Genomic DNA, 20,816 nt, shown 5'->3' on the forward strand with positions numbered 1-20,816 from the left:
TTAGTTCGGGTTCAAGGAAAGAGCAGGTCAAGCGTCTTCGCACGAGGCCCCTCAGGCTGGATTCGAGGGTTGGCAAAAAGTCTACTTTTTGACGCAGCAAAAAACGGCCCTTGAATCAAGTGACGCGATTTTCGCACCCAACGCCAGCGCGCATGCGAGCGCCGGCATGGTCGTTCGGCCTGGCGCCAACGTAAGGTTGCGGGCGATTCGCGCGCAGCTGGAGGCGCATTCTGCTTGCAGCCAGATCCTTCGACTCCGCGCCCTGTGGGCGCTCCGCTCAGGATGACAGGGGAACTATGCTCTTGTGGCATAATATAAGAGTTGCGTCTTGCGCGAGAGCTTGCGCAGGCGCCCCACGGCTGCCGACGGAAGGAGCACGTCATGGAGATACGGACCCTCAGGTACTTCCTCGCCGTGGCGCAGGAGGGCAGCCTCTCGCACGCCGCCAAGCGGCTGCACGTCACCCAGCCCACGCTCTCGCGGCAGCTCGCCGCGCTCGAGGACGAGCTCGGACGCCAGCTCTACACGCGCGGGCACGCGGGCGTCTCCCTCACCGAGCACGGCGCCATGCTCGCGCGCTACGCCGAGAGCATCGTGGAACTCGCCGACAAGGCGCAGGCCGACATCTCGCTGCCCGCCAAGACCGTCTCGGGCAGCGTGCACATAGCCGCCGGCGAGACGCGGCTCGTGGGCACGCTCGTGGAGGCGATGCGCCGCGTGCGCGACGCCTACCCCCTCATCGACTTCCAGCTGTACAGCGGGACCACGTCGGATCTGATGGACGGGCTCGTGCGCGGACGCTTCGACCTCATGCTCGAGTGCGAGATGCAGGCGCACGTGAACCTGAACGCCCTCGTGCTGCCCGAGCGCGACCGCTGGGGCATGGTCATGCGCCGCGACGACCCGCTCGCCTGCCGCGCGAGCGTGGGGCCTGCGGACCTCGAGGGGCGGGCGCTCATCACCCCGCGCCAGGGGGCGAACGCCGAGCCGCTGCGCAGCTGGCTGGGGTCCCTCGCGGAGACCGCCGAGATCATCGCTGCGTACGACCTGCCCTCCAACGTGCAGTGGCTCGTGGAGCGGGGCTTCGGCATCGCCTTCACCTACGAGGGGCTGATGTCGTCGGACGGGTCCAGCAAGCTCGCCTTCGTGCCGCTCGAGCCTCGCATCGAGTCAAGGCAGGGCATCATCTGGCGCAAGTCGCTGCCCACCAAGCAAGCCCAGGTCTTCCTCGACGTCCTGCACGAGGTGGTGGAAGAGGCGGCGAAGTAGCGCGGCAAGGTAGCGCGAGGCCGGCACGTTGCGGCCGCAACGTGCCCGATGGCCCTTTACCTGGTTCACTTCGGGAAACCCATCGGCTATGCTGCCCTCATGACGAAAGGCCGACCAGGCAAGGAGGACGCCATGGAGACGGAGTGCGAGGTCATCACCATCGGGAGCGAGGAGAGCTACGAGGACCTCAAGGAGGCCATGCAAGCGCAGACGTACTGGGTGCGCTTCTTCATGCGCCCCTGCTGCCCGGCGCCGGGCGAGGGCACGGCCCGCAGCCTCGCCGAGCGGCTCAAGTCCGAGATCGACGCACGCGCCGACTTCGCCGAGGGGCAGCGCGCCGACCTGAAGGGCATCGTCGACGAGCGGCTCGCCTGGTACCTCGCCCTCCCCGTGAGCCACACCGCCTAGAGGCGGGCACGTTGGGCTATGCCTTCGAGGCATAGAGCGAATTACGCTACGGGCAGTTCGCCTGCGCGCGCCTTCGCCTTACCATATGCTCAGGTTTACGACGAAGATGGGAGAACCCGTGCAAAACGAGAAACTTGAGCTCGCTCAGGAATGGGACAAGGTGTTCCCGCAGAGCGACAAGGTGAGCCACCGCAAGGTCACGTTCCACAACCGCTACGGCGTCACGCTGGCGGCCGACCTCTACGCGCCGAAGGCGGCCGATGACGCGGCAGGCGCCCCGGCGCTGCTGCCCGCCGTGGCCGTGTCGGGCCCGTTCGGCGCCGTGAAGGAGCAGTCGAGCGGCCTGTACGCGCAGACGCTCGCCGAGCGGGGCTTTCTGTCCCTCGCCTTCGACCCGTCGTTCACGGGCGAGAGCGGCGGCGAGCCGCGCTACGTGGCATCGCCCGACATCAACACCGAGGACTTCTGCGCGGCGGTGGACTTCCTCTCCACGCTTGACGGGGTCGACCCCGAGCGCATCGGCGTCGTGGGCATCTGCGGCTGGGGCGGCCTGGCGCTTTCCGCCGCCGCGCAGGACACGCGCATCAAGGCCACGGTGACCGCCACCATGTACGACATGAGCCGCGTCAACGCGCGCGGCTACTTCGACGCCGACGACAACGCGGACGCGCGCCGCAGCCTGCGCCAGGCCCTCAACGCGCAGCGCACGGCCGACTACGCGAGCGGCTCCTACCAGCGCGCGGGCGGCGTCGTCGACCCGCTGCCCGAGGACGCGCCGCAGTTCGTGCGCGACTACTACGCCTACTACAAGACGTCGCGCGGCTACCACCCGCGCTCGCTGAACTCCAACGACGGCTGGAACGTCACCTCGTCGCTGCCGTTCGCGAACCTGCCGCTTCTGGCCTACGCGAGCGAGATCGAGAGCGCCGTGCTCATGCTCCACGGCGAGAAGGCGCACTCGCTCTACTTCAGCCTGGATGCCTTCGCCCAGCTCAAGCAGCCCGAGGGCGGCTACCAGAACGCCAACAAGTGCCTGATGGTGATTCCCGGCGCCAACCACACGGACCTCTACGACAACCTCGACGTCATCCCCTTCGACGCCATCGAGGCGTTCCTGCGCGAGCACCTGTAAAGCCGGCGCCGGCGCGCGCCAACATCACATGCGGGGGCGGGACGCGGGACGCGGAGCTTTGCCCGCGCGGAAGCGGGCGAAGGCGGCGCTCCTGCAAAACATGCGGGGGCGGGACGAGGTCGCACGCAGCATCGTCCCGCCCCCGCAGCGCGCCCCGTTCGCTACAGCTCGCGCGAGCGGCACACGCGCAGCGATATCGCCAGGCTCGCCGCGTAGAGCGCAATCGGCACCACCACGAGGACGACGAACAGGCCCGCATACCCGCTGCCGAAGAGAGGCTCCAGCGCACCCGCGGGCAGAAGCCCGGCGAACAGGCCGTTGCCGGCGGCGGCGCAGAAGCCCCCTACCCCGCACAACGTCGCAAACGGCAGCACGCGAACGGCAAGCGTCATGCCGAAGCGCATGATGAACGGCAGCGTGACGGAAGCCGCCACCAGCACCGCCACCACGCCCGCCAAACCGGCGGCCACGATCATCTCGGGCGGGTTGTTCTCCAGAAGCAGGCTCTCAAGCGGCGCGCCTTGCCCCATCACGCCGGCAAGCAGCGCCGCCACGCCCGTGATGGCAAACGTGTACGCAAGGCTCATCCCGAGCGACAGCGCCGTCACCAGAAGAAGGCTCGCGTAGCGCCCCACCACCACGTCACGGCGGCTCATGGGCATGGCCAGGCGAAACGACCCCCAATTGTTCACCTCGTCGTAAGCCGAGGCGTTGAACACGAACGAGAAGGGAACCAGGGTCGCGGCACACGCCGCCGTGGCCGCCAACGTGTCCACGCTGAGCGCGATGACGAGGGAAACCACCGCCATGATGACGAGCAGCTGGATCAAGCTGTGGCGCATGGTAATCAAGTCGGAAAAGATCATCGCCTTCATCGGGCCTCTCCCTTCAACATCAGCCTCATGTAGTCGTCAATGCTCACGCGCTCGCACGCCACCTTCGGAAAGCGGCGGGACAGGAGCGCGCGGTCGGGCACGAGCACCTCGTGCGCGTACGCGCCGGCCATGACGCGCAAGCTGCCCTGCGCGAACGCGCCGCTCTCGACGATGGCCCGCGCCTGCTCGGCGCCGCAGCGCGCCACGCCCGCGACGTCGCAGATCACGTCGACCATGCAGTCGAACATCACGCGCCCCGCGTCGATGCACACCACGTAGTCGGCGATCTTCTCCAGATCAGACGTGATGTGGCTCGACAGGAGGATGCCGCGGCGCTCGTCGGTCATGAAGCCGCGCAGGATGTCGAGCACCTCCTCGCGCGCCATGGGGTCGAGCCCCGCCGTCACCTCGTCGAGGATGAGCAGCTCAGGCGCATGCGCCAGCGCGAACGCCAGCTGCAGCTTCATGCCCATGCCGCGCGAGAGCTCCTTCACCCGCTTCTTCGCGCCGAGGTCGAACTGGCGCGCGTACTGTTCGAACAGGCCGCGATCCCACGTGGGGAACGCGAAGCGCCCGATGTGCTCCACGTCGCTCACGAGCGACTCGCTCGGGAAGGGGCAGGCGTCGAACACCACGCCGATGCGCGCCTTCGCGCGGACGAGCGCCGCTTCGTGGATCTGAGGCGCGCCGCTTGCGTTCGTCATATTCTTCTGATCTGTTGATAATTCCCCACCTTCCTCAAATCCGCAGACAGGCTCGCCGAAGAGCGCGACGTTGCCCGCGCTCGGGCGGATGAGCCCGAGGATCGTCTTGATGGTGGTGGTTTTGCCAGCGCCGTTCGATCCGATGAATCCGGTCACGCAGCCAGCTGGCACGCTCAGGCTCACGTGATCGAGCGTGAACCCCGGATACGCTTTTGCAAGGTTCTCAACCCTGACGAGGTCGTACATAGCCATTCCTTTTCTGGATGTCTTTCGCAATGCAGGAATGTTTCACGTGAAACATTCGTTCGTGAATCGCAAGGGCGCTTCCGCGCCGCCGCGCCTGGCAAAACGCGCCCGACGAGGGAGCGCCGACGTACCTGGCAAAACGCGCCTGACGAGGGAGCGCCGCCGCACTTGGCGTCAACGCGTCATGCCTGGTGCGGGCGCTGGCGCTTCGACGCCGCCGCGTCACGCCTGGTGCGGGCGCTGCGGCGGCACGGCCGCGCGCACGGCGCTCCCCGCGTCCTACGTGCCAGGCGCCTTACGCGTCGGGCATGTCCTCGGCCAGCACGTCGAGCATGTCGTGCAGCTCGCGCACCGTCACCCCCGCCGACAGCGCGTCGGAGAGCGCCTGCTCGAGCAGCTCCTCCACGTGGCGCAGCCGCTCCTCGCGCAGAAGCTCGAGGTTGCCGCCGGCCACGAAGCTGCCCTTGCCCTGCACCGTCTCGATGAAGCCGAGCTCCTCGAGGTCAGCGTAGGCGCGCTTGGTGGTGATGACGCTCACGTGCAGGTCGTTCGCCAGCGCGCGGATGGACGGAAGGGGGGCGCCCTCATCCAGCTCACCTGCGAGGATGGCGTCCTTTATCTGGGTCGCTATCTGCTCGTAGATGGGCTTGCTGCTCGCATTCGAGATGATTATCTCCACGTTGCCTGCCATTTCTCGCCTTCTCCGAAGGGCGTTTTCCACAGCGCCCTCTTCGTAGCGCGTTCTTCGGAACGTGTTCTTCGGAGTACGTTCTTCATAGCGCGCTCTCCGGAGTGCGTTCTCCGTAGTGTGTTCTCCAAAGTGCGTTCTTCGTAGTGCGTTGCGCGAATTCGCTCGCACAGCTCTCGCGCGTTGATCAGGCGCACGCTAACTGTGCATATCATGATATATACACTATATACACAGTATGCACAGTTAGCAAGAGCTAATCGCGAATTATTTCTGAAAGCGTCCCAACACCCGCAGGGACCGCCAGCAGCATGCCGGCGCCCGCAGGCAGAAGGGGCCGAGCCCGCAGCGCCGGACGCGCATGCGGGGCAAGCCAAATATGGCAACTCTGTGACGTTCGCCCGCTATTTAGCACTCTCGGCTTGAGAGTGCTAATTCAGCGTGCTATAACGTACTCGTAAACAGAACCAGGCGCAAGACTACCGAGCCCGCGAGGGCAGCACATCACGTGAGAGAAGCACATCAGCCACGAGCCTCGCAGCGGGCGCGCAGCCTTGCAGCCGCAACCGAACGGAGATGATCCCATGTCCATGCTGGTACCCGCACGCGCCAACGCCCCGCGCAGCCTCTTCAACACCCTGATGAACGACCCCTTCGAGGCGTTCTTCGACACGCCGGCGCGCACCACCTCCCCCACCCTCATGCGCACCGACATCCGCGAGACGCCCGAGGGCTTCGAGCTCACGGTCGACCTGCCCGGGTTCAAGAAGGAGAACGTGACCGCCGAGCTCAAGGACGGCTACCTCTCCATCAGCGCGCGCACGCAGACCGAAGCCACCTCCGAGGGCGACAAGGGCACCTGGCTGCGCAAGGAGCGCTTCAGCGGCACGTGCAGCCGCAGCTTCTACGTCGGCGAGGAGATCGTCGAGGAGGACATCCGCGCCCGCTTCGAGGACGGCCTGCTCAAGATCGCGGTGCCGAAGAAGCAGCCCGCGCCCAAGCTCGAGGAGAAGCGCGTGATCGCCATCGAGGGCTAGCAGCGCACCGCGCGCGCGAGCGCAAGAACGCCCATGAAGCGAAGGAGGCGCCCCGGCATGCCGCCGGGGCGCCTCCGCTTGCGTTGGGGAACTGGACGTCGAGGGTCTGCGCCCGCCTACCTCCCGAGCCCGGCGAGCACGGCCTCGTGCAGCTGGCCCAAGCCCTCCTCGTCTTCGGTCCACTGGTGCGTCAGCGTGCCGAAGGCCAGGTCGAAGCCGCACTTCTCCAGCGACTCGGCCACCTCGTCCGGGCCGTTCTTGCCCCAGCCGAACGAGCCGAACGGGATGCCCACGCGGCCCGGCCAGCCGCCCTTCGGCGAGAGCCCCTTCAGGTAGCACAGAAACGCCGCCACCGTGGGCATCATGCCGTTGTTGAGCGTGGGCGAGCCCACCGCCACGTACTTCGCCGGCAGGACCTCGGTCATGATGTCGGAGATGTGGTTGGCCTTCAGGTCGAACAGGCGCGTCGGCGTGCCCGCCTCGATGAACGCCTCCACGATCTGGTGCGCCATGGCCTCGGTGGTGTGCCACATGGAGTCGTACACCACCACCGCGTACTCCTCGGGCTCAAGCGAGCTCCAACGCGCGTACTCCGCCATGATCTCGGGCACGTGGCTGCGCCAGATGACGCCGTGGCTCGGCGCGATCATGTCGATGTCGGCGTCGGCGAGCGCCCCGAGGGCGCGCACCACGTGGCGCGAGTACGGCATCACGATGTTGGCGTAGTACTTCTTCGCCTGCGCGAGCACCTCGGGCAGGCCCACCTCGTCGTCGAAGTGCTTGGACGAGGCGAAGTGCTGGCCGAACGCGTCGTTGGAGAACAGGATCTTGTCGTGCGGCGAGTAGGTGACCATGTTGTCGGGCCAGTGCACCATCACCGTGGCGGTGAACGCGAGCGTGCGCTTGCCGATGCAGAGGATGTCGCCCGTCTTCACGGGCACGTACTCGTAGGCGTCGCCGTAGTGCGCGGCGAGGCCCTTGAGCCCGTGCGGGCTGCTCGTGACGATCTTCGCGTGCGGCGCGCGCTCCATGACGGCGGGGATCGCGCCCGAGTGGTCCTGCTCCACGTGGTTCGACACCACGTACTCGATGCGCGCCGGGTCGATGATGTCGCTGATGCGCTCGATGAGCTCGTCGGCGAACTCGGGCTTGCAGGTGTCGATGAGCGTCACGTGCTCGTCGAGGATCAGGTACGCGTTGTAGGTTGACCCGCGGTCGGTGGTGTAGCCGTGGAAGTTGCGCTCGTTCCAGTCGATGCCGCCCACCCAGTACACGTCGGGCTTGATCTCAAGTGCTCTGAGCATGTGGTCTCCTTCTCGATAGGACCGTCGTCGATGTGCTTGCGCCGCATTGTAGCGCCCGGAAAGCGCAAAAGCCGCCTCCCCGGGGAGACGGCTTCGAATAATCAGAATGAGCAGGCTGCGACGAGCCCGCTTCGTCCCTTACGCGGCGCGGAAGAAGCTCTTGAGCAAGCTGGGACGAGACATGATCCGGGCCTTGGCCTTCAGGTCACACCCAGCGCCGCGGCCGAGCGCCTCAACCTGGTAGTCAGGCAGGTTCGCCTCGATGGCGCGCCCGACGTGCTGGTTGACTTCCCACGCGTTCGCCTTTGCGACGATCAGATTGGCATTCATGGTGAATGCTCCTTTCTGGAACGTTTGCCCGTTGCCTGCGGGCGGTTGACAGTACCGCGCTTCCTTTGCGGTCGCGCAAGGCTACCATAGAACCGCCGTGTTTTGAAGCGGTAAGCCGAAAATGAGCGCAGAGTCAAATTCCCGTTACCTTTTCGTCAGACTTCCTCCACAGGATGAGCCGGCCTTCGCGCCCGCGCGGCCCCGAAGGCTGATTTAGAATGGGAGCTGCCGCCGCGCGCGGCGCCCGCGATCCCGCGAAGCCGCATGCTCGCGGGCGCTGTCCCGCCGGCCGAGACGCCGCCGCGCAGGCCGCGCGCAAGCCGGCACGACCACGAAGGAGCACCATGCCCGTCATCCGCCTGACCACCCTCGACGACGCCCGCCTTGCGCCGTTCTCGCGCATGACCGACGCCGAGCTGCGCGACGCGCGCCAGATGGTGGGCCTCGCGCGCGCCGTCGACGCGCAGGCCCGGGCGGCGGCAGACGCGCGTGCGGACGGCGCGGCCACGCGCGCGACGTGCCCCGCCGACCCCAACCGCCTCGCGGACGGCCTGTTCATCGGCGAGTCCAAAAACGTGATCGAGCGGGCGCTCGCGGCCGGCATCGAGCCCTTCGCGCTGCTTCTGGAGGACTGCTGGCTCGACGCCACGCGCCCGCTCATCGAGCGCCTGCTCGCGCGCGACCCCTCGCTGCCCGCGTTCGTCGCCACGCGCGAGCAGATGCGCGCGCTCACCGGGTTCACGCGCACCCGCGGCGCGCTCGCGGCCTTCCTGCGGCCGCCTCTGCCCCGCGCCGAGGACCTGCTCGCCGGCGCGCGGCGCGTCGCCGTGCTCGAGGACGTCACGAACTATACCAACGTCGGCGCCATCTTCCGCTCGGCGGCCGCGCTCGGCGTGGACGCGGTGCTCGTCACGCCCGCCTGCCACGACCCCTTCTACCGGCGCGCGGCGCGCGTGTCGATGGGCACCGTGTTCCAGGTGCCGTGGACGCGCATCGGGAGCGGCCGCGACTGGACGCGCGAGGGCCTGCCGCTCCTGCGCGCGGCGGGCTTCACCACCTGCGCGCTCGCGCTGTCGGACGACTCCGTCCCGCTGCAGGACCGTCGCCTGCGCGCCTGCGACAAGCTGGCGCTCGTGCTGGGAACCGAGGGCGACGGCCTCGCCCCCGCCACCATCGCCGCATGCGACTACACGGTGCGCATCCCCATGGACCACGCCGTGGACTCGCTCAACGTGGCCGCCGCCTCGGCCGTGGCGTTCTGGGAGCTGCGCGTGAGCCACCGCGACTGAGAGAACCGGCCCCGCCGGCCCTACCCGATGCCGCCGTAGAAGATCCCGAGCACGATCACGAGCGCGGTGATCCCCACGAACACGTACTTCGGCAGGTAGTCGAACCAGGCGCCGAGCGGCTTGTCATGCCCGAGCTGCGCCTGCTCGCGCGCGAACCCCTTCGGGCACACCCAGAAGAACATGATGGCGGCCAGAAGCGCGCCCGTGGGCATCACGTAGATCGACACCACGTCCATCCACGTCGACACCACGTCCCCGCTCTCCAGGAACAGGCCCACGCCCACGGCGATGACGGCGATGATGCCCACCGCCACGCCGCGCGAGAGGCCGAACTGCGCCTGCAGCGCCTCCACCGGCGCCTCGAACAGGTTCATGAGGCTCGTGACCGCGGCGAACGTCACCGCGACGAAGAAGACGACCACGAAGACGCTTCCGAACGGCATCTCCTGGAACACGCTCGGCAGCGTGATGAACATGAGCGGCGGGCCGCTCGCCACGTCGAGGCCGAACACGAACACGGCCGGCACCACCGCGCATGCCGCCACCATGGCCGCCAGCGTGTCGAAGATGGCCACGTTGCGCGCCGACGTGACCACGTCGACGTCGCGCTTCAGGTAGCTGCCGTACACGAGCGTGCCGTTGCCGGCGATCGACAGGCTGAAGAACGCCTGGCCGAGCGCATACACCCAGGTGGTGGGGTTGGAAAGCGCCTCCCAGCGCGGCACGAGCAGATACTCGTAGCCCGCGCCCGCGCCCGGCAGCGTGGCCACGCGCACCACCACGATCACGAACAGCACGAAGAACGCCGGCATGAGCACCTTGTTGATGCGCTCGATGCCGCGCGAGATGCCCAGGATCATGACGGCGAACGTCACCGCGAGGCCGAGCACGTGGAAGCCCACGTTGCCGAACTCCGACGCGATGCCGCCGAAGAACGCGCCCATGCTCTCCTGGGCCATGAGCTGGCCGTCAAGCGACGCCACCAGGTAGTTGAACGCCCAGCCGAGCACCACGGCGTAGCCGATGGCGATGGCGAGCGAGCCGAGCGTGGGGATGAGGCCGATGGCCTTGCCGATGCCGCGCGCGTGCGCCACGCCGCGCTTCTCCAGGGCGAACGCGAACGCGCCCATGGGGCCCGTGCCCGCCGCGCGGCCGAACGCCATCTCGCCGATGACGCCCGTGAACCCGATCAAGACCACGAACAGCAGGTACGGAATAAGAAACGCCGCGCCGCCGAGCTCGGCCACGCGATACGGGAACAGCCAGATGTTGGCCATGCCCACCGCGCTTCCCACGCACGCCAAGATGAATCCCGTGCGCGTGGCGAAGCTGTCGCGACGCCCCTTCCGCTTTGCCTCGGTTACTTCCTCAGTCATTGCACACTCCTTCGAAAACGCAAGTCGTTCCATGATACGACAACTGAGGAATATCTCACCCCACGACCTTCGCCTATTTCGCAGACGCGCCCAGGCGCGCCGAGCGAAAGGCGCGCGGCCCAACGTCCGCGCGCCCCTTCGCCGCTTCGCAGACGCGCCGAGAGGCGCCTTGGCACGACCCCTCCGCAGACGTGCTCAGGCGCGCCTAGAGCATGTGCGCGCGCAGCTCCTCGGGGGTCTGGGCGCTCAGGTACGCCGGCGCGATGTCGAAGATGGTCTTGCAGCCGCGCGCGCCCTCCTGGCTCAGGCGGTGCGCCGCGCGCGCGAAGGCCACGAGCACGCTGCCCGTGAACTCGGGGTTCGAGTCGAGCTTGAGCGAGAACTCGATGACGTGGGAGTTCTCGCCGTTCGCGCCCGTGGCGCCCGTGCGGATGACCGAGCCGCCGTGCGGGATGCCCGCGTGGTCGCGGTCGAGCTCCTCCTTGCTGATGAACGTCACCGTGGTGTCGTAGTCGGCGAAGTAGTTGGGCATCTCGACGATGGCGCGCTCGATGGCCTCCTCGTCAGCGCCCGGCTCGGCCACCACGAAGCACTCGCGCGTGTGCTTCTGGCGCGTGGTGAGCTCGGGGTTCTCGCCGGCGCGCACCGCGGCGAGCGCCTCCGGCACCGGCACCGTGTACTGGCGCGCGTCCACCACGCCGGGGATGCGGCGGATGGCGTCGGAGTGCCCCTGGCTCACGCCGCGGCCCCAGAACGTGTAGTCAGCGCCCGCGGGCATGATGGCGTTGGCGTACAGGCGCGACACCGAGAACATGCCCGGGTCCCAGCCCACCGAGATCACGGCCACGTGCCCGCTCTCGCGCGCCGCCTCGTCCACCGCGGCGAAGTGCGCGGGGATGTTGGCGTGCGTGTCGAACGAGTCCACCACGTTGAACAGGCGCGCGGCGGCCGGCGTCTGCTCGGGCAGGTCGGTGGCGCTGCCGCCGGCAAGCACGAGCACGTCGACGTCGTCCACGTGCGCCTCCAGGTCGGCCGCCGGCCACACCGCCACGCCCGCGGTGCGCACCTTCACGCTCGCCGGGTCGCGGCGCGTGAACACCGCCACCAGCTCGGTGTCGGGGTTCACCGCGCACGCCAGCTCCACGCCGCGACCGAGGTTTCCGTATCCCAAGATGCCAATGCGAATGTTGCCCATGAGGTTCTCCTTGTCCGTTGATCAAGCTCAAAGGGGAAGCGCCGACAGCCCGGCAGCCCGCGAGGGGCGCCTTGCCGGAGCGCTCTGCGCGAAGAGAGCTCGGGCGCGCTTCGCCGCCTGAGGCTCCCTCCTCGGATTTCCAGATGCAGAAGGCGGGGCGTGCGCCCCGTCGCGAGAAGTATACGCCGCCGCGCGCATGCCGCGGCGAGCGGCGCGGGCAGGCGCACGAAAAAAGCCCCTCGCGAGCGAGGGGCTTTCGGGCTTGCCGAAGCTTGAGCGCGCAGGCTGCGCGAGCTTACTGGCCGGGGGCCTTCGGGGCCGCAGGAGCGCCGGGAGCCTTCGGGGCACCGGGGGCGCCAGGCGCGCCGGGGGCCGCGGGGGCGCCGGGCACGGCCTTCTCGCCGTTGAGGTAGGGGGTGAAGTCGCACTTGCAGAAGGGGCAGGACTTCAGGACGAGACCGCCCATGGCCTGGATCTTCTTGCCGCACTCGGGGCATTCGTTCGGGCCGCCGCCTGCGGATGCATCTGCCGGTCTAAAACACATAATCCGTTCTCCTTTCAGAGCCAACATTCAGCGTGACACCGCTTCCGTCCAAGCCGTGCCCCACCTGCCGACGCAGGCCGCCGTGGCGCACATGACGCCGGGGGCGCATGCAGACCATGCCAGCCTGCCGATATGGGAGAAGATTATGCCCTCACGCGCGCAAACGCCTCACAAAGCGCCCTGAATTCCGCGAACGGTCATCCCCCGAAGGGCATGAGTGAACGCGGCCGGCACCCCATGCCGGAGGCACGCGCCCCAGGCGAAGGGGACGCGCGAAGGACGGGGAACCGGCGAGCGGGCCGGCGAGCGGGCCCGCCATCCTCAACGGCCCTCAGAGCAGCGCGATGGTGAACGTGGTGACGCCGCCCGCGCTCTCGGCGCGGATGCCGCCGCCGTGCGCGATGACGATCTCCTTCGCGATGGCGAGCCCGAGGCCCGCGCCCCCGCCGCCGGAAGCGCGCGAGGCGTCCTCGCGGTAGAACTTGTCGAACACGCTCCGCAGATGCGCCTCGGAGATCTCGCGGCCTTCGTTGGAGACGGTGAGCAGCCACGCGTCCGTCATCGCGCTGCGCCGCGCGCGCAGCTCGACGGCCGTTCCCTCGCTCGCGTAGGCCACCGCGTTGCGCAGCACGTTGCCCACGGCGCGCGCAAGCTTGTCCGGATCGACGAAGAACGTCTCGCCTGCAGGCGCCTCCACCCTGATCTCAAGCCCGCGCGCCTGTGCGTCGGGGTAGAACGCCTCGGCGACCTGCTCGCAGAACAACCGCACGTCGACGGTGGCGCGCTCGACGGGGATGGCCTGCAAGTTGTAGCGCGTGATCTCGAAGAACTCGTCGATCAGGCCCTCGAGGCGCTCGGCCTTCCCAAGCGCCACCTCGGTGTACCGCGCGCGCGTCTCGCTCGAGAGGTCGGGCGCGTCGGCGAGCAGCGACAGGTAGCCCACCACCGAGGTGAGCGGGGTCCTCACGTCATGCGCGAGGTAGGCCACCAGCTCGTTCTTGCGGCGCTCGGCCGCCACGGCGGCGCGCTCGTCGGCAAGCGACGCCTCGCGGACGGCGTTGAGCTCGCCCTGCACGATGGCCAGGTTCGGCGAGAGCGCCACGGGCCTCTCGCGGTCGGCCACGAGGCCCGCCACCGCGCCCGCGAGCTCGTCGAAGTAGCGCAGCGAGCGGTTGACGCTCAGAAGCGCCGCCACGACCACGCCGCCCAAGCACACGACGAGGGCGAGGGGGACCTTGAGCGCCTTGAGCGTGTTGTAGACCCCCAGGTGACGCACATGGTAGAGCTGCTCGGCATCCGACCAGACAACCTGGAAGTCCGAGGAGGGGGTGCCCTCGCTCTCGAGGTACGCGTCTATCTTCTCGGCGGGCACCTCGAACCACGTGGAGGTGCGGTCGGCTACCCAGTTGCCTGCCGCATCGAGCACGAAGGCGTCGAGCATGAGCGCGACCACGGTGAACGCGAGCGTGAAGGCGCCTACGCAGACGAGGATGCGCCCGAAGAGGCGACGGCGCAGCACGCGCGTCTGGGCGCTGCGGAAGGCGGCCATCACGCGCCCCCGCCCGCGCCGGCAGCCAGCTTGTATCCCACGCCCCACGCCGTCTCGATGAACGCAGTCGAGGCGTCCACGGCGGCAAGCTTCTTGCGCAGGTGGCGGATGTGCACCATCACGGTGTTGGCAGCCGAGGCGTCGTAGCGCTCGCCCCACACCTCCTCGAAGATGTCGCGCGTGGGCACGGGCGCGCCCGCGCGACGCGCGAGGAGCGCCAGGATGGCGAACTCCTTCGGCGTGAGGGGAAGCGCCTCGCCGTACAGCGCGGCCTTGTGCGCTCGCAGGTCGACCTCGATGCCGCCCGCGACCACCACGTCGGGGCTTGCGAGCACGGCTTGGTCGCAGCGCGCGCGGCGCAGGCGCGCCTTCACGCGCGCCACCAGCTCGCGCGGCTTGAACGGCTTGGTCACGTAGTCGTCGGCGCCGAGCGTGAAGCCCACCACCTGGTCAGCCTCCTCGTCGCGCGCCGTGAGGAACATGATGGGGACCTCGGAGGCAGCCCTCATGCGGCAGCACAGCTCGAACCCGTCCATCCCGGGCATCATGACGTCGAGGATCACCAGGTCGAACGGCTGCTCTTCGAAGAGCTCGAGCGCGCGGCGCGCACCGAGGCACGCCTGCACGCGCATGCCCGCGTCCGCGAGCAGGCTGGCCACCAGCTCGGCGATGGCCGCCTCGTCGTCGCACACGAGCACGCGCGGCGCGTCCACGGCGCCTGCAGAGCCCGCGACGCCCCTGGCGCTCCCGGCGCTCGCAGCGTCCCTGGCGCTCCCGGCGCTCGCAGCGTCTTCGCCTTTCGGCATGTCTTTGTCCACCTGCGTCTCCATGGGTGCATCTTAGCGCGGGATCCGCCGCGAACCCCCGCCCGCGCGCAAGCCCCATGCGAAGTTAAGGAAAACTTAACAAGAACTTAAGCAACCCTCAGCTTTCGCTATGGGAACGTTAAGGGGCGCCTCGCCCATCATGGAGCCAACGCGCAGGGCATGCGCCGGCGTGACGTATCCCGCATTCCCTCCTCCTCGCGGGCGGCGGAGCTTATGGCCTCGCCGCCCGACGACGCTGCGCATGCCGCGCGTTGCCCAAAAGCGACGAGAACGCAGCGCAGAAAGGACGCGCCATGGACGAGACCAAGATCACGCATACGCGCCGTCAGGCAGGGCGCGTCATCTACGCGACGGAAGACCCCTTCCCCGCCCCGCGCCCCTTCGAGCGAGCCTCCTTGCGCGCCCGCCGCGCGCCGCGGCGCATCTTCTCGCGCCGTCGCCTCACCGCCCGCACGCTGTGCATGGTGGCCGCCGTCGTGCTCGTGGTGGTGGCAGTCGCCGGCGTGCTCGGCGTGGCGAGCACGCTGCAAGCCGACCTCGCCGCAGGCGCAGGCGAGCCGGCGGCGGCAAGAAGCACGCCGCGGAGCGAGTGGAGGGAAGGCGAGGCTCCCTTCCTCTACCAGACCGATGCGGAGTGGGCGAACGTCGCGTACGCGGGCGGCACTGTGGCCGAGAACGGATGCGGGCCGACCTGCCTGTCCATGGCGTACGTGGCGCTCACGGGCAAGACCGACCGCGACCCCGCCGCGATGTGCGCGTTCGCGCAGGACGGCGGCTACGTCGCAGGCGGCGAGACGAGCTGGGAGCTCATGGTTGACGGCGCACGTCAGATCGGCCTGCGCTCGCACGAGGTGCCGGCCGACGCAGCCGCGATCATCGCCGAGCTCGAGGCCGGGCATCCCCTGATAGCGAGCGTCCGCCCCGGCGACTTCACCACCACCGGGCACTTCATCGTGATAGCAGGGGCCGACGATGCCGGCAACCTCGCCATTCACGACCCCAACAGCCCCGAGCGCAGCGCCCGGTCTTGGCCTATAGCCCAGGTGATCCCCCAATGCGCCAACCTCTGGGCCTTCGAACGGTAATCGCGAGAACGTAAGCTGGTTGTCAAGACGATGACGGGAGCACGACCGTTGTCTCACCCTTGCCATCGCCTCGAAGATCATGAGCTCAGAGAGCCGCCTCCTCAACATCCGTAGCGGGCCAGAAGAGCATCCCTGCTCTCCATAAGGTACTCTCGCGTATAGGGGATCGAGAAAGCGACGAAGCCCCGTGCCGTCGGCTCAATGATCTGGCGCTTTACGAGCATCCTTCGGTACGAGGTGAGCGAGCTTGGGCTAGTTTGCAGCCGGTCGGCTATCTCCGCCGTGGATGACACCCCATCATCGCAGGTCATAGCCAGAAGATACTCAACGGCCTTAAGCGGAAGATCCGCGAGCGCCGTCTCGTGAACCGCTACGTTGAAGTCGCGCAGAGCCTCCTTGACGCCTTCGGAGGAATCCTCCTGCGTTATCGTCAGCGACTCGCCAGCGTGCCTTCTCGCCATGCGCCACACATGATACCCGACGAGCTGAATGAGGTAGGCATACCCTTCGGTGGCCCTCGCCATATCATCAAGCGCGGCGTCGCTCACGCGCATTCCCGACTTCTCGATAGAAGCCCTCAGCGCCACCGACACTTCGTCAAGCGGAATAGCGCCAAGTTCCTCGGCCTTCGCGCGACGGAGAAACGTGAGAGCAGGCCCGTTGATCAGGTCCATGACGCCCGTGGTCACACCCGCGAACACAAACGCGACGTTCTTCCTTTCCCGGATCAGATGCTGAACAGCTGATGCTATCTCGCGCATGTCAGACTCCGCCGCATCCTGAACCTCGTCGATGGTGACGAGAAGCCCCATGGGATTTCCCGTTCTCCTAGAGGTTGCTCGACCCATAGCCTCCCTCAGCGTCAGCTTGGACGAATCCTCGACTGCGCCCGTTCCCACGTGCGCCTTCACCACCCCGAGGTCAAAATCGACTGAGGCTTCAGGGGAAGCTGCTCTCTGCCCAAGCGCTGCGACGAGAGACGACACCAGCTTCTCGGAGGCCGTCTCGTCCACGACGCTCCACCCGCGTTCTCGAGCTATGTCGCCCAACTCCGTGAGCAAGACCGTCTTGCCCGATCCGCGAGGTCCGGTAATCCTCATGAGTCGAGAAGGCGCGCCGACGCCTTCTTCGAGGGCGTCCGAGAAATCCTCAAGGACCTTCTCGCGGCCGATGAGGACAGGCGGCTCCGCCCCTGCCGTAGGTTTGAAGGGATTGACGAGTTTCTTCATGTCGGTTCCTTACGCAAGACGGCTTTCGCTTGGCATCGCGCTTCGATGATCTTTTCGTTCAAAAAACCGGGTTCGTCCCCTGCTGGGGAGCTTATAGCAACTTTAGCAACTTTAGCAAAAATAGCAACTATAGTAACTTTAGCAAGAATAGCAACTGTAGCAAATCTAGCAACGCCAATGATGCGCGTGATGCGCCCTTCCCTTCAGGCAATCGTTGGAAAATGCAGTCCCGGCGAAGCCTCACGCCTCGCGCGGACGTAGGCGCACCTCGACCTCAAGCCCCAAGCAGGATGCCGCGTCTGCGAGCGTTGAGAGCGTGAGGTTGCTCCTCCCTGACTCCATGCGGCTCACGAACGCCTGGTCAACCCCCATGCGCTCGGCAAGCTCATGCTGCGAGAGACCTGCTTTCTGCCGCGCCTGCGCAAGCTCTCCTCCTGCAGCCTGCAAGGCCAGCTCACGCGCTCGGGGATCAGCCGCCCCCTCGAGTCGCATGGGCCGCTCGCCTTCCCCAAGCACGTCGCAGGAGGGTATGGCGAGGACGAAGTCGTCATCCGAGCTCCGCGCACGACTTGATTCGAGAAGCGTCAGCTCGTCATACTCCCTCAAGCCATGTGCCTTGAGGACGGCACCGAGGTTCTGACGGCTCGGCGGAACAATGCGACCCTCAACCCACCTGCGCGCCCACCTCCCCCCCACGTCGCGCTGGCCTTTTCCGATGAAGGACGCGAGCATCAGCGGCACGTCAGCCTCGCGCGCCTCCGCGGCTATCCGGATGGAGAAGGCACGCTCCTCGTCATCGTACCTCAGCTGAGCGCAGGGTGCAGCTCGGCGCGCACGCCCGTCAACGATGTCAGCCACCCAGATCACAGCAACCCACCTCTCACAACACCGCGTGCAACCGCATAGTTCCAGCGCTCGCGGATGATCTGCTCGACCTTGGCCCGATGAGCTTGCGGCAAAACGCCCTCAAGCCCCTCCATGATATCCTCCAAGCCCGCCGAGCTGAGCGGCTCAACGTCAAGAGGCGCGTCGATGAGCTTGAGGTTCTCGAAGAGGGAGCGCGTGCCCAAGTAGTTGTTGGCGCTGACGTCAGACAGCGGGTCGAAGGCCGCGGCGCGCACCTCATCCCCGTAAGCCGAGAACACCAGCGAGAGACCGCTGTCGAACACAGGCGCCAGTCGATAGCCGTCGTCGGCAAGAACCACCTCCACGTTCGCCCCATGCCGATCCCGGTTCACCAGAAGGATATGTATTATATTACATACACTACACGAGGAAAGCATGCAACTGCTTTGCCACGATCAGGCGATGTCGGGATAACTATCCGATCAATTGCACCCATCCCTCGCGTCTTATTGCGCGCCGGGAATGGAAGGAATAGCGGCGAAGCGGGCGTCAGACGGCCCCACGCCTGAGATTCACGCTACTCGACACGTTGACCCTCGGGGTGCGGGCGCACTTGGCTCGCTATATCTTCGAGAGCACCTCCAATCGGGGATAGACCTCCTCTTGCAGGTCATCTGCTATGAAGGGCGCCGTCGCAAATCCTCGGCTTCCCAGGGCATCGCCCTCGGCGCCGAGGGCGGCTATGGCGCGTTCCTGAAAGACCTTCACCGCAGCTCTCATCAGACGAACGTTGACGCCCATTTGCTCAGCCAGGAGGCGGAAGTCAGCAGGCTCCACTTCGGTTATCTCCATATGGTTGCCTATGGCCATGCCCATAGTCGAGGAGAACCGGGCGAAGTAGGTGGTGCTCACCAGATCATAGGCAGGCGCCAATTGGAACGACTGCCAGTTGGGCGCATAGAGGATCGAGGTGTTCTTCAGATGGTTGTCGCAGTTGCCGATGAGGTAATTGAACAGCACGAGGCGCACGAGGTTCGCGATGTCTTGAGCCGGCCTGGCCGAGTTCTGTCGGAGGAAGGCGGCAAGGGCAGCGGCGGTGCTCGGCTTGAGCTGGCGGTACTTCGCGGCGGGCATGATGGCGAACGCCTGGGCGATGTCCTCCTGGTGACGTCGCAGGGGAGCGTCCATGCCGTCAACGAACTCGCCGGCGCTGAGCAGCCGGTCATAGCGCTCCACGCAGATAATAGGCTGCGAAGGGTTGATGAGCGAGGTTTTGGCCGCAAGCACGCCGCATGCTCGGGCGCAGGCTGAAGACAGGTGCTCGACGGTCATCAGGTCACGTACGTCCTCTCGGGCGAACTTGACGATGTAGTTCGAGGGAGCGCCGCCCACAGGCTGGTACCAACCTTCATCAAGCGGGGCGGCGGGGTCGTGGAAGAGCCCGCACTTGCTCTGGGTGCCCGCCAGCGAGAGGCGCGCCAGCTCGACGGAGGCATCGATCTTCCCCGGCTTTCCCGCCATGGACATAAGGTCTTGCAAGGTGAGGGCTTCGTAGGCGCGCTTGCCCTGATAGGCGTCTGGGTTGATGATGACGTCGCCCAGGCAGTCCAGCCCGCAGCTTCCCAGCATAGTGAAGTAGTCGGTGGTGAGCACTCCCATGGAGCGGCAGAGGTTTTCAAGCGCCTCGCCTTCGGGCAGGAGGCCCTTGAAGTAGGGCAGCAGCTCCTCTTCCGTGAAGGGTTCGGGGCGAAGCGGAAGCGACAGCGACACGGCGGCGGCATCGCCGCGGCTCAGGTAATTCACGTCGTAGAGAAAGCTCGTGACGCCGTTTTCGCGCACGAGCCTCCCCAGGGGCACGGGGCCCTCGGGGCAGTCGCGGTAGACGATGAGCTCCAAAGTCACTCACCTCGCTTCATGAGGACCATGTCGAACCCGAGGGTGTTGATGACGTTCAGGGCCTTCGCCAGCTCGGTGGTGGGCTTCCCGTTTTCCAGGTTCGAGATGAACGAAAGGCTCACGGCACACAGATCGGCCAGCTCGGTTTGAGTCAGGTTCTGGCTCTTGCGCTCTGCGCGGATAGCGGCTCCGATGTCGCTCGCGGTGCTGACGAGGCTCATGGCAGGACTCCCTTGTTTCTGCGTACGCCGTAATTATGCCACGGATGATGGAAATGTCTGCGAACGCAGAAAAAGTGCAAGAAGTCACGGGGATTCTTGCGTTCTCAGAAATCGCAAGCGCGTAGACGCGCCCGCTTGCCAGCTTGTCAGCTTGCTTGTTAGCGGGTGAGCAGGAACACCAGCGCTATCACGAGCACCACGATCACGGGGATGGCTATCTTCACGAACAGCGGGAGGCTCGCCCACAAGCCCACAAGGCCGCTTCGGGGGGCGGCGTACTGGGCGCGGCCGCTCATGACGCCGCCGGAGAACCCCACGCTGCTTTGGCGCGACGCGCGTTGGGAACCGGGGCGGGTCGAGCCGCTGTCGGGCACGTCGGAGAAGCCCTGGCCGGCGCGCGAGTGCCAGCGCGTGCTGGTGAAGCTGCCGTCGACTGCGGCGCGCGGACGGTCGCGGTCGTCGGCGGAGTAGCCAACCAGCTCGCCCTGCTCGTTGAAGGCGCGCGAGTCGATGCTGCCGCGCGCGTCGATCACCTCGCGGTTGCCCGCGCGGGCACGCCGCGACTCCGACAGCGCGTCGCGCTGGGCGCGTGCGCGCTCATAGCCCTCCATGGACGAGCGCGTGCGATCGTAGCTCTCCTGCGTGGACAGCGGCGGCACCACGCGCGTGCGCGGGCGCGCCGCGCGCCCGGCCTGGGTCTGCATGCCCTGGCGCTGCGCCTCGGCCTCGCGCTCGGCCGCGCGGCTGGCCTCGCGCGCGGCGCGCT

22 protein-coding genes are annotated in these 20,816 nt (G+C 67.1%); 6 read left to right on the forward strand and 16 right to left on the reverse strand.

Annotated features, from left to right (window positions below):
• Positions 1-381 precede the first annotated feature (381 nt).
• The 3 genes from G7Y49_RS09365 to G7Y49_RS09375 all read left to right on the forward strand — a co-directional run bounded on the left by G7Y49_RS09365 (position 382) and on the right by G7Y49_RS09375 (position 2,809).
• Positions 382-1,269, forward strand: a complete 888-nt coding sequence (locus G7Y49_RS09365; protein ID WP_165173187.1) for a LysR family transcriptional regulator — start codon at positions 382-384, stop codon at positions 1,267-1,269.
• 132 nt (positions 1,270-1,401) lie between these two features.
• A complete protein-coding gene (locus tag G7Y49_RS09370) occupies positions 1,402-1,677 on the forward strand; it encodes a hypothetical protein (RefSeq protein ID WP_165173189.1) in 276 nt (91 codons plus the stop codon).
• 118 nt (positions 1,678-1,795) lie between these two features.
• Positions 1,796-2,809, forward strand: a complete 1,014-nt coding sequence (locus tag G7Y49_RS09375) for an alpha/beta hydrolase (RefSeq protein WP_241157367.1) — start codon at positions 1,796-1,798, stop codon at positions 2,807-2,809.
• A 161-nt stretch (positions 2,810-2,970) separates the two neighbouring features.
• Here G7Y49_RS09375 and G7Y49_RS09380 read toward each other — a convergent pair whose 3' ends face one another.
• From G7Y49_RS09380 to G7Y49_RS09390, 3 genes are all read right to left on the reverse strand, one after another.
• Positions 2,971-3,684, reverse strand: a complete 714-nt coding sequence (locus G7Y49_RS09380; RefSeq protein WP_165173193.1) for an ABC-2 transporter permease — start codon at positions 3,682-3,684, stop codon at positions 2,971-2,973.
• Complete coding sequence (locus G7Y49_RS09385; RefSeq protein WP_165173195.1) at positions 3,681-4,634, reverse strand: ABC transporter ATP-binding protein; 954 nt, start codon at positions 4,632-4,634, stop codon at positions 3,681-3,683. Before G7Y49_RS09385 ends, G7Y49_RS09380 begins: the two co-directional genes overlap by 4 nt.
• A gap of 295 nt (positions 4,635-4,929) precedes the next feature.
• Entirely contained in the window at positions 4,930-5,325 is a 396-nt protein-coding gene (locus G7Y49_RS09390) for a GntR family transcriptional regulator (protein ID WP_241157368.1), read from the reverse strand.
• A 581-nt stretch (positions 5,326-5,906) separates the two neighbouring features.
• Between G7Y49_RS09390 and G7Y49_RS09395 the strand changes: the two genes are divergently transcribed.
• Positions 5,907-6,359, forward strand: coding sequence for an Hsp20/alpha crystallin family protein (locus tag G7Y49_RS09395; protein WP_165173197.1), 453 nt, complete (start codon positions 5,907-5,909; stop codon positions 6,357-6,359).
• A gap of 116 nt (positions 6,360-6,475) precedes the next feature.
• Here G7Y49_RS09395 and G7Y49_RS09400 read toward each other — a convergent pair whose 3' ends face one another.
• Positions 6,476-7,663, reverse strand: a complete 1,188-nt coding sequence (locus tag G7Y49_RS09400) for an FprA family A-type flavoprotein (RefSeq protein WP_165173199.1) — start codon at positions 7,661-7,663, stop codon at positions 6,476-6,478.
• A gap of 138 nt (positions 7,664-7,801) precedes the next feature.
• Positions 7,802-7,993: a hypothetical protein gene (locus G7Y49_RS09405; protein WP_165053961.1), complete on the reverse strand. Its 192-nt coding sequence runs from the start codon at positions 7,991-7,993 to the stop codon at positions 7,802-7,804.
• Positions 7,994-8,337: 344 nt separating this feature from the next.
• Between G7Y49_RS09405 and G7Y49_RS09410 the strand changes: the two genes are divergently transcribed.
• On the forward strand, positions 8,338-9,282 hold the full coding sequence (locus G7Y49_RS09410) for an RNA methyltransferase (protein ID WP_241157369.1): 945 nt from the start codon (positions 8,338-8,340) through the stop codon (positions 9,280-9,282).
• 20 nt (positions 9,283-9,302) lie between these two features.
• Here the strand turns inward: G7Y49_RS09410 and G7Y49_RS09415 are convergent, their stop codons facing one another.
• From G7Y49_RS09415 to G7Y49_RS09435, 5 genes are all read right to left on the reverse strand, one after another.
• Positions 9,303-10,658 (reverse strand): sodium-dependent transporter, encoded by a 1,356-nt coding sequence (locus G7Y49_RS09415; protein WP_165173201.1) that lies wholly within the window; start codon positions 10,656-10,658, stop codon positions 9,303-9,305.
• Positions 10,659-10,863: 205 nt separating this feature from the next.
• Positions 10,864-11,853 (reverse strand): diaminopimelate dehydrogenase, encoded by a 990-nt coding sequence (locus G7Y49_RS09420; RefSeq protein ID WP_165173203.1) that lies wholly within the window; start codon positions 11,851-11,853, stop codon positions 10,864-10,866.
• A 295-nt stretch (positions 11,854-12,148) separates the two neighbouring features.
• On the reverse strand, positions 12,149-12,397 hold the full coding sequence (locus G7Y49_RS09425) for a hypothetical protein (protein WP_165173185.1): 249 nt from the start codon (positions 12,395-12,397) through the stop codon (positions 12,149-12,151).
• 331 nt (positions 12,398-12,728) lie between these two features.
• Positions 12,729-13,994, reverse strand: a complete 1,266-nt coding sequence (locus G7Y49_RS09430) for a sensor histidine kinase KdpD (RefSeq protein WP_206214618.1) — start codon at positions 13,992-13,994, stop codon at positions 12,729-12,731.
• On the reverse strand, positions 13,946-14,776 hold the full coding sequence (locus G7Y49_RS09435) for a response regulator transcription factor (RefSeq protein WP_241157370.1): 831 nt from the start codon (positions 14,774-14,776) through the stop codon (positions 13,946-13,948). Before G7Y49_RS09435 ends, G7Y49_RS09430 begins: the two co-directional genes overlap by 49 nt.
• A gap of 290 nt (positions 14,777-15,066) precedes the next feature.
• On the opposite strand from G7Y49_RS09435, the gene G7Y49_RS09440 reads away from it, so the two are divergent.
• Positions 15,067-15,858 (forward strand): C39 family peptidase, encoded by a 792-nt coding sequence (locus G7Y49_RS09440; RefSeq protein WP_241157371.1) that lies wholly within the window; start codon positions 15,067-15,069, stop codon positions 15,856-15,858.
• A 101-nt stretch (positions 15,859-15,959) separates the two neighbouring features.
• Here the strand turns inward: G7Y49_RS09440 and G7Y49_RS09445 are convergent, their stop codons facing one another.
• The 6 genes from G7Y49_RS09445 to G7Y49_RS09470 all read right to left on the reverse strand — a co-directional run.
• Positions 15,960-17,087, reverse strand: coding sequence for an AAA family ATPase (locus G7Y49_RS09445; RefSeq protein WP_165173207.1), 1,128 nt, complete (start codon positions 17,085-17,087; stop codon positions 15,960-15,962).
• A gap of 240 nt (positions 17,088-17,327) precedes the next feature.
• Positions 17,328-17,954, reverse strand: coding sequence for a helix-turn-helix transcriptional regulator (locus tag G7Y49_RS12125; RefSeq protein WP_206214619.1), 627 nt, complete (start codon positions 17,952-17,954; stop codon positions 17,328-17,330).
• Positions 17,951-18,298 carry a hypothetical protein gene (locus G7Y49_RS09455; protein WP_165173209.1) on the reverse strand — a complete coding sequence of 116 codons (348 nt, stop codon included), beginning with the start codon at positions 18,296-18,298 and terminating at the stop codon, positions 17,951-17,953. Before G7Y49_RS09455 ends, G7Y49_RS12125 begins: the two co-directional genes overlap by 4 nt.
• Before the next feature lie 256 nt (positions 18,299-18,554).
• Complete coding sequence (locus tag G7Y49_RS09460) at positions 18,555-19,829, reverse strand: HipA domain-containing protein (RefSeq protein WP_165173211.1); 1,275 nt, start codon at positions 19,827-19,829, stop codon at positions 18,555-18,557.
• A 2-nt stretch (positions 19,830-19,831) separates the two neighbouring features.
• On the reverse strand, positions 19,832-20,050 hold the full coding sequence (locus tag G7Y49_RS09465; protein ID WP_165173213.1) for a helix-turn-helix domain-containing protein: 219 nt from the start codon (positions 20,048-20,050) through the stop codon (positions 19,832-19,834).
• Between the two features lie 158 nt (positions 20,051-20,208).
• The coding region (locus G7Y49_RS09470; protein WP_165173215.1) for a hypothetical protein at positions 20,209-20,816 on the reverse strand (608 nt) is incomplete at its 5' end.

Origin of the sequence: Adlercreutzia sp. ZJ242 (assembly GCF_011038995.1) — a bacterium.
Classification (GTDB): Bacteria; Actinomycetota; Coriobacteriia; order Coriobacteriales; family Eggerthellaceae; genus CAAEEV01.